Raw genomic sequence first — 5,702 nt, forward strand, 5'->3', positions numbered from 1 at the left:
GGTGGCACCCCCGGTTTCGGGAAGGGGCGGGGCGGGGGAAGAGCCCGCGCAGCGGCAACCACGACAACCGAAGGGCACGCGAAATGCACCGCGCACTGATCGTCGTCGACGTACAGAACGACTTCTGCGAAGGCGGCAGCCTGGCGGTCTCCGGCGGGGCCGACGTCGCCGCCGCGATCACCGAGCTCATCGGGCAGGCGACGGCCGGCTACCGGCACGTCGTCGCGACCCGTGACCACCACGTCGACCCCGGTCCGCACTTCGCGCACGCACCGGCCGAGCCGGACTACGAGACCTCCTGGCCGGTGCACTGCGTCGCCGGCACCGAGGGCGTCGGGTTCCACCCGAACTTCGCGCCCGCGGTCGCCTCGGGTGCCGTCGCCGCCGTCTTCGACAAGGGCGCGTACGAGGCCGCGTACAGCGGGTTCGAGGGCGCCGACGAGAACGGCACCCCGCTCGCCCAGTGGCTGCGCGACCGGCAGGTCACCGAGGTCGACGTCGTCGGGATCGCCACCGACCACTGCGTGCGGGCCACGGCCCTCGACGCCGCCGGTGCCGGGTTCACCACGCGCGTGCTGCTGGACCTGACGGCCGCCGTGGCCCCCCACACCGCCGCACGGGCGGCGGACGAGCTCCGCTCGGCCGGGGTCGCGCTCGTCGGCGAGGGCCCCCGCCAGGGCCCGTGACGGACCCGCCGGGCGACGGACCCGACCCGAGTCCGTGCGGGCCGGGTCGGGGTCCGTGCGGGCCGGGTCCGTGATGGCCCCGTCCGAGGGTGTGAGGGCCCCGTCCGAGCCCGGTCCGGGCCGGGCCGGACGGCGGGGCTCAGTGGCCCAGCAGGGTCCGGATCGGGTGCCAGAGCTCCTGGGCCCGGTCCGGGGCGCCGCGCCACAGCAGGCCGTCCGGATGGTGCAGGACGGCCGTGACCTCGTCCGGCGTCGGCGGCTGTGCGTTGCCGCGCAGGTACACGGCCCGCATCCCGAGGTTCCGCAGCCTGGTCAGGGCGCGGGCCCGGTTCACGGCGTGGACCAGCACGCGGACGTTTCCGCCCTCGCCGCACGGCCGCGGCAGCGTGAGCGCGACCACCACGCTGCCGCCCGGCAATCTGACGAAACCTCCACCTGGCATGATCTTCAGCTCCCCCGTCAATAAGAAAACTCGCACCCGCATCTAAACGCGATCGGCCGCCGCCCGCTAGGGGGCGACGGCCGATCATGCTTTGACCTGCAAGTTTGCCGAATTACTTGGCGGCGGGACCGACCTCGACCGTCATCTGGAGACCGTCGTAGGTCTCCTTCGCGATCTTGATCTTGGTGTTGGTGTCAGTGACCTTCACCGAACCGGTCGGGTTCTCGTCGTAGTAGTACTTGCCCTTGTGGTCGTCGAAGACCAGGTTCGCGGGCTTCGGCTTCAGGAACAGCGACTCACCGTTCTTGTGCAGGGTGAACGCGTCCGTCGAGTACGCGCTGAACGTCGCGTCGTACGGCTGGATCTTGTTGCGCAGCAGGGTGCCGTCCGACCACTTCATCGGCTTGGCGTTGGCGTCGATCGGAAGGATCAGACCGGAGCCCGGGTGCTGGCTGGTGTTGTTGTCCTTCTGGGACTTGTCCCAGAGCCAGATCAGCAGGCCGTCCTGGTACGGGTAGTGCTCGACCCAGCCCGGCTTGGAGTTGGCCCAGCCGAAGTTGTACGGGCCCACCTTGAGGGTGGAGTCGTACGAGACGTAGCGGCGGTTCTCCGCGATGTAGTACTGCGGGTACTCCTTGGTGAACCCGGCACCGACGCGGGAGAAGCCCTTGCCGGTCCAGCCGTTGTCGCCGTTCTCGGCGCCGTCGGTGAACAGGGTCTGGCCGTCCGCGGTGATCGCGAGGGCGTCGGCGGTGAAGCCCTTGCCGCCCGCGCCGCCGTCCGTCGCGTAGCGGAAGCGGAGGTCGATCTTCTTGCCGGCGTAGGCGTCGAGCGGGAACTTCAGGTCCTGCCAGCCACCGGAGACGTCGGTCAGACCGGCGTTGCCCGCGGCGTCGGCCGGGATGGCCTTGCCGCCCGCGGTGCCGCCCAGGACGGTCCAGGTGGCGCCGCCGTCGGTGGACACCTCGGTGTAGAGGTAGTCGTAGTCCTTCTCGATGTCCCACCAGCCCTTGAGGGACAGTGCGGCGGACTTCTTGCCGGACAGGTCGACCGTGCGGGTCAGGGTGTTCGAGAGGTCGTCACCCATGTTGCTCCACCACTGCGAGGAGCCCTCGGCGGGAGCGACGATGTCCGTCTTGACCTGCTTCTTCGGCAGCTCGACGAGCAGCGCCTGCTTGTCCTTGGTGTTGTACTCCGACACACCCAGCTTGTGGGTGGACTTCGTCGCGGCCTTGGCCGTGTCGTAGTTCAGCCAGCCCAGCTGGAACTTGTCCCAGGCGGTCATGTCGCCCGGCATGTCGCCTATGGAGTCCTTGCCCTCGCCGAGCCAGGAACCGGCCGACATCAGGGACCAGAAACCGACCGAGTTCTCGCCGCCACCGGAGGTGTCGTAGAGGTCCGGCAGACCGAGGTCGTGGCCGTACTCGTGCGCGAAGACGCCGAGGCCGCCGTTCTCCGGCTGCATCGTGTAGTCGCCGACCCAGATGCCGGTGTCGCCGATCTGGGTGCCGCCGGCCTTGTTGTTCGCCGGGCCGGTCTTGCCCTTGTCGGTGCCGTAGGCGTACCAGCGGTGCGCCCACAGGGCGTTGGTGCCCTGGGCACCGCCACCGGCCGACTCGTCCTCGCCCGCGTGGACGATCTGGAAGTGGTCGATGTAGCCGTCGGGCTCGTTGAAGTTGCCGTCGCCGTCGTAGTCGTTGCGGTCCCACTGGTCGTACTGCGCCAGCGTGGCCTTGATCTCGGCGTCGGACTTGCCGGCCTTCTTCTGGGCGTCGACCCACGCGTTGACACCGTCGCGGACGGTGTCCCACACGTTGGCGCAGTTGGTCTGGCCGCAGTAGTTGGAGCCGTAACGGGCCTCGTTGTTCGGGATCTTGACCCAGTCGGCGACCTGGCCGTCGACCGAGTAGCGACCCGAGGAGGTCTTCTCGTAGTAGGTCTTCAGCGAGTCCTTGCCCTTGCCGGTACCGAAGTACAGGTCCTGGAAGTAGTCGCGGCTGAAGTCCTTGCGCCAGGCCGTGCTGTTGTTCTGCGCACGGTCGGGCTGGGCGATCGTGTTGTGCAGCGGACCGGGGGTGCCGCCGTACTTCGGGACCGCCGGCTTGGGGCCGTCGGGACCGTCCGGGTCGAACATGGTCGTGTTGTCGACCTGGTCGCCGAACTCGACGAGGATCGTGAAGATCTTGTCGGTCTTCTCGCGGCCGAGCTCGACGTACTTCTTGTCGTCGAGCTTGACGACCTTGGAGGCGCCGCGCTGCTCGACGGTCTTCTTGCCGCTCAGCACCTGGTCGATGGCTGCTTCGCGGGCCTGGGCCTGCTGGTCGCTGAACGGGCCCTTCAGGTTGTGCTGGACCTGCTCCTTGGAGGGAGCGGTCGGGTCCTGGCGCTCCACGGGGGCCGCGGTCGACGGCGCTGCAGAGGCCTGGGCGGTGACGAGGAAGGCGCCGGAAACCGCGGTTGCGGCCAGGGTCACCCCGACGGCTGCGCTGCGCAGCACTCGTCGACGGCTGGAATTGCTGGTCACTTGATGTCGTTCCCCTCCCGCGGCCGCGACACAGGTCGGAACGTCTCCATAGGAGCGGGGGGTTCCGCGCGGCGCGCGTCTCAAGTGACGACATTTGACCGGAGAGTCTAAAGAAAAGACAGACCTTGACTTCTTCCTTACAACTGCACTATGCGGTCAGGGAGTTCCGCTATCCGGACGTTCCTCTGCCATACGGGACGAAGGGCGCGTCCTGACCACATCGTGGGACGGGGAATGAACCCGTGCGCCCCCCGTGCTCCGGGCACCGTGGGTTAGGTCACGCTTACCGGCGGTTCCGCCCGGGAATCCCCCCGACGTAGAGTCTCTTGCCGCGCGACCTAGTTGACGACCCAGTTGAGCAGACTCCCCTCCCCGCCTTGAGGACGGAAATCGCCATGCCGCGTCCGACTGCCGCCCAGTTGTTCTACGGGTCCGCCACCGTAGTCGTGTCGACGATCGCCATGCTGCTGCTCTCGCAGACGAGCACGGGGCGCGGGATCGCCGTCATCGCCACCGCCGCCCTGGCCCTCGGACTGCTCGTCGCGCTCACCGCGGCGAACCCCCGCCGCCGCGGCCGCCACGCGGCGCCCGGCGAGGCCGCCGCGTCCACCGCGCGTACCCCCGCCGTTTCCGCCGGTGTTGCCGAAATCACTTCCGGAACCACTCCCGCAACCATGCCCGGAGCCGTGTCCGGGCCGGTCCCCGCGGACGCGCCGGCGGCCGCCCGGGTACCGGAACCCCGGACGGCCGCCGTCGAACAGCCGGTACTGCCCCGCCGCTAGGGCCCGCCGCCGGGGCCTGCCGGCCTAGGCGGCGCTCACCACCACGGTCTTGGCCACCTTGTCGTGAAGTCCCTGCTTGTACGGCTTGTCCACGAGCATCGACACGATCAGGGCGAGCGGCCACAGGCAGAAGCAGCAGATCAGCGTCGGCAGCCAGAGCACCGCGGCCCGGGACAGGGCGGGACCGGACTGCGGCACGCTGCCGTCGTTGAGCATCGCGACCCGCAGGCCCATCGCCTTCTTGCCGATGGTCCGGCCGTCCTTCCTGGTGAACCACCAGTCGTAGCCGACGTACAGGACGATCGAGATCAGCGTCATGATCAGGCCGGTGCCGCTGTACGACTTGGTGAAGACCTCGCTGACGTCCTCGCCCTTGTTCGTCTCGACCACGTACCGGTTCGTGCCGAACGCCAGCTGGATCAGGAACAGCGGGATCGCCACGATGATCACGTCGATGATGCGCGCGGCGAGCCGCTTGCCGAAGTCGGCCAGCGGGGGCATGCCGGCGAGCGGATCGGGCATGCCGTAGCCGCCGCTGCCGCCGTACGGGCCTCCGGGCGGCGGGGGCGGCGGGGGCGGGTATCCGCCGCCACCCGCGCCTGCGCCCGCACCGCCGTACGGGCCTCCCGGCGGCGGGGGCGGCTGGCCGCCCGGCGGCCGGTCGTACGGTGAACCGCCCGACGGAGGCGTCGGCTCCTGGGGCCTCTTCCGGAACGGGTCGTCCTCGGGCTGCCCGCCCGGCGGCGGCTGATCGGTACTCATGGCCCGAGTCGAACCCGGCTCCGGCGACCCCGCAACGGGACGGCGTCCGTTCGGGGTACGGGGCCCCCGGCGACTGCCGGCCCGCGCCCCGGGCGGGCCTCAGCGGGCCGCGTACGTCCCGGCCGCCCGGTCGTGCAGGGCCCGGCGGCGGGGCCCGTCCCCCAGGCACCAGAGGCTGCCGGGGAGCCCGAGGAACGCGTACACCAGCCAGCGGCGCAGGGCCGCGCCGAACGTGGGCGGGCGCAGCGTGGCGGCGGACAGCACGCGCACGCCGAGGAGCTTCTTGCCCGGGGTCCGGCCCCAGCGGGCGGTGGGCAGCACCTCGTAGAGGACGCCGAAGAGCAGGACGGCGGCGAGGACGATGCCGAGGTATCCGGCGATGGTGGCGTCGAACAGCCACACGGTGGTGGTCCGGCCGCTGCCCATGGCGGCGTCGACCTTGGCCTCCAGGTGGGCGGTGGGCGGGGGGGGGGTGGGGCAGGGGGGGGCCGGGGGCACCCGCGCCG

At 70.4% G+C, this 5,702-nt stretch carries 6 protein-coding genes; 2 read left to right on the forward strand and 4 right to left on the reverse strand.

The genetic code is table 11. The features are described 5' to 3' along the window. Nucleotides 1–83 precede the first annotated feature (83 nt). A complete protein-coding gene (locus tag ACFXA3_RS33375; protein ID WP_385193048.1) occupies nucleotides 84–686 on the forward strand; it encodes an isochorismatase family protein in 603 nt (200 codons plus the stop codon). Nucleotides 687–825: 139 nt separating this feature from the next. Here ACFXA3_RS33375 and ACFXA3_RS33380 read toward each other — a convergent pair whose 3' ends face one another. Both ACFXA3_RS33380 and ACFXA3_RS33385 read right to left on the reverse strand, forming a co-directional pair. Further along, entirely contained in the window at nucleotides 826–1,128 is a 303-nt protein-coding gene (locus tag ACFXA3_RS33380; RefSeq protein ID WP_054220931.1) for a hypothetical protein, read from the reverse strand. Nucleotides 1,129–1,240: 112 nt separating this feature from the next. Then, nucleotides 1,241–3,652 (reverse strand): immune inhibitor A domain-containing protein, encoded by a 2,412-nt coding sequence (locus ACFXA3_RS33385; RefSeq protein WP_385193051.1) that lies wholly within the window; start codon nucleotides 3,650–3,652, stop codon nucleotides 1,241–1,243. Nucleotides 3,653–4,047: 395 nt separating this feature from the next. Between ACFXA3_RS33385 and ACFXA3_RS33390 the strand changes: the two genes are divergently transcribed. Next, the gene (locus ACFXA3_RS33390; RefSeq protein WP_385193054.1) at nucleotides 4,048–4,434 is read left to right on the forward strand and encodes a hypothetical protein; all 387 of its coding nucleotides are present in this window, start codon (nucleotides 4,048–4,050) and stop codon (nucleotides 4,432–4,434) included. 24 nt (nucleotides 4,435–4,458) lie between these two features. Here the strand turns inward: ACFXA3_RS33390 and ACFXA3_RS33395 are convergent, their stop codons facing one another. Further along, the gene (locus ACFXA3_RS33395) at nucleotides 4,459–5,196 is read right to left on the reverse strand and encodes an RDD family protein (protein ID WP_385193056.1); all 738 of its coding nucleotides are present in this window, start codon (nucleotides 5,194–5,196) and stop codon (nucleotides 4,459–4,461) included. A gap of 99 nt (nucleotides 5,197–5,295) precedes the next feature. Beyond that, on the reverse strand, nucleotides 5,296–5,702 hold a 407-nt coding region (locus ACFXA3_RS33400; RefSeq protein WP_385193059.1), incomplete at its 5' end, for an RDD family protein.

Source organism: Streptomyces sp. NPDC059456 (assembly GCF_042750055.1).
In the GTDB taxonomy this organism is placed as follows: domain Bacteria; phylum Actinomycetota; class Actinomycetes; order Streptomycetales; family Streptomycetaceae; genus Streptomyces.